3 protein-coding genes are annotated in these 2,195 nt (G+C 29.3%); 2 read left to right on the top strand and 1 reads right to left on the bottom strand.

From position 1 onward, the window contains the following. Positions 1-327 (bottom strand): hypothetical protein (locus QI30_RS18830; protein ID WP_148113887.1); only part of this gene is annotated, 327 nt, incomplete at its 3' end. Positions 328-535: 208 nt separating this feature from the next. Between QI30_RS18830 and QI30_RS18825 the strand changes: the two genes are divergently transcribed. Beyond that, positions 536-1,399, top strand: a complete 864-nt coding sequence (locus tag QI30_RS18825; RefSeq protein ID WP_126992076.1) for a rolling circle replication-associated protein — start codon at positions 536-538, stop codon at positions 1,397-1,399. Positions 1,400-1,486: 87 nt separating this feature from the next. Then, positions 1,487-2,195, top strand: a 709-nt coding sequence (locus QI30_RS18820) for a hypothetical protein (RefSeq protein ID WP_199754730.1), incomplete at its 3' end; no start/stop codon positions are given.

Genomic DNA, 2,195 nt, shown 5'->3' with positions numbered 1-2,195 from the left:
ATCTTCAAAAGAGGTCGGTGTAGCTTCGGTTTTTTCTAAATCAGTAATCTGATCGGTTTTATGAACCTGTTGTGTTTTGATATCCCAATAATAAAGAATATCCTTTTTAATCGCTAGTATTGGACCATTGAAAAGTTGGATATCACTATCAGGTAATGGGAATGGTAATTTCTTTTTACTGTAGAACTCTATAATAACTTCAGATTCATACAGAAGTATTTCAAAGTCTTTTGCTCGATTTTTAATCTTTTCTTCAATTTGCTTCAAGGCTTCTTGATAGCGATCATATTGAGTTGCAACTGGTTGTAAATGTAGGTTGGTATGCACGCATATTCACCCTTTCTATAAAATATGTATAAGTATATTTTTGCATAATAAGTTAAATAAATACATAAAAATATTCAGGAGTTTTGGGTGAAAAAAAGAGCGGTTCTTTTATGTAATTACCTTGTTATTATTTACCTTACATAAAAGAACCATAGTAATTAAAATTTGAATAATTTATTAATTTAACAAAGGAGTGAAGTAAATAATTATGAATTCACAATCAGAAGAAATTTATGAAAATATACCTCTAGATGAGCAGGATGCTTTATGGGATATAAAACAGGAACTTGCAGAAGTAGAAGAAAAGGCTACAAATTTAGCAAGAACTTTGAAAAATTCTAAATCTTATTCAACAAAGGTATATGTAAGTGGTGACAGTGTAGAAGTATACTTTCATATAACACCTATCCAATTAAGAGATTTATCAAGTAGTGATACAGGTAAATACAGACGTAGCTACTCTAAAAATGACAACAAGACACCTGAAGAACGACTAAAATCAAGAGCTAAGAGTAATATCAGAGCTAGAAATACTGTTAAAAGACTTATCAAAGCCAATTTTTCTAACGGCGATAAATTCATTACTTTAACATTTGAAAAGAATATAACTGATGTAAAAGAAGCCAATAAAGCATTAAAAAACTTCAAGAAAAAATTGCGTAGATTATGTAAAAATGAAGAGCTTAAATTTATTGATGTAATAGAGTTTCAAGAAAGAGGAGCGATTCATTATCATATGATTGTTAATCTAGATATAACGCAAGGAGTTTTAGAGGAGAAATGGGGCTTAGGGAAAGCAGAGGTAAAAGATATTTATGATATTTCTAAAATCACAGGATATATGGTGAAGTACATGAATAAAGCTAGCGCAGATGAACGTTTATTAGGGGAAAAGATTTACCACTGTTCTAAGGGTTTAGAGAAGCCATTAGAGCTAGTTGGAGATGAAGCAATGGAGTTTCTAAGGGGAAAATTCAAAAATGGGGCAGATCCAACATTTAGAAGCCATTATAAAAACAAATTCACTGGAACACCTATTTTTTATAGTGTTTGTAGTGTAAATGTCGAATAAACACGAAAAAACACTGTATTTTTTTTAAAATAACTCATATAAAATTAAAGAAATACAACTTGAGAAAACATTAATTTATGAGAGGGTGTGTTTAAAATTATTCTCAACATAGAAAATATAGGAATAATAGCTAACGCAGATATAAAAATAGAAGGTGTAACCGTAATAGCTGGATCTAATAGTTCGGGGAAAAGTACGGTGGGGAGAGTCTTATATGCTATCGGCACGAGCTTAGCTGAAAGTTCGTATATAAAATTATTCAAGCAAAAGTTAAATATCATAGATAATGAGTTAAACAGACTTAAAAAAATTTCATTAGATGAAGAAAGTTTAGCAATTGCGGAAGAAGCAACTGCATTGCTTGATAATATGTCGTATATCATTTCTATGCTCGAAGAGCATCCTACTTCTCAAAAAGAGTTTGAAAATCAAAGTATTAATTTTTCTAATAAACTAAAAAAAATCATTAATTCTTTAGAAGAAACCGTCATAACACAAAGTCTAACAACGGGAAATTTAGAAGGAGAAATGGAAGTAGATTTAGATGATATTCTTATTAGAATGAGTATCAAAGAAATTAAAAAGATATTAGACACAGATATTCTAAAAGAAGATAATTTGAAATTTGAAATGTTGCAATCGGTATTTAACAATGAATTCAATTCTCAAATTTCTAATTTAACATCTAATAATTTAAAATCAACAATTTCATTTACAGAGGTTAATAATAATAGTGGGAAGCTTGTTTTCATAGAAGATGTATTAGACAGAGAAGCATCAACGATTAATATAAACA

The sequence above is a fragment of the Candidatus Kurthia intestinigallinarum genome (genome assembly GCF_003991225.1).
Classification (GTDB): Bacteria; Bacillota; Bacilli; order Bacillales_A; family Planococcaceae; genus Kurthia; species Kurthia populi.
Note: the sequence above shows the minus strand (reverse complement) of the source record. Positions and strands in the feature narration are given on the sequence as shown.

Coding starts and splice junctions, on each gene's coding strand:
- QI30_RS18825 (WP_126992076.1), top strand. CDS start 536: ATGAATTCACAATCAGAAGAAATTTATGAAAATATACCTCTAGATGAG.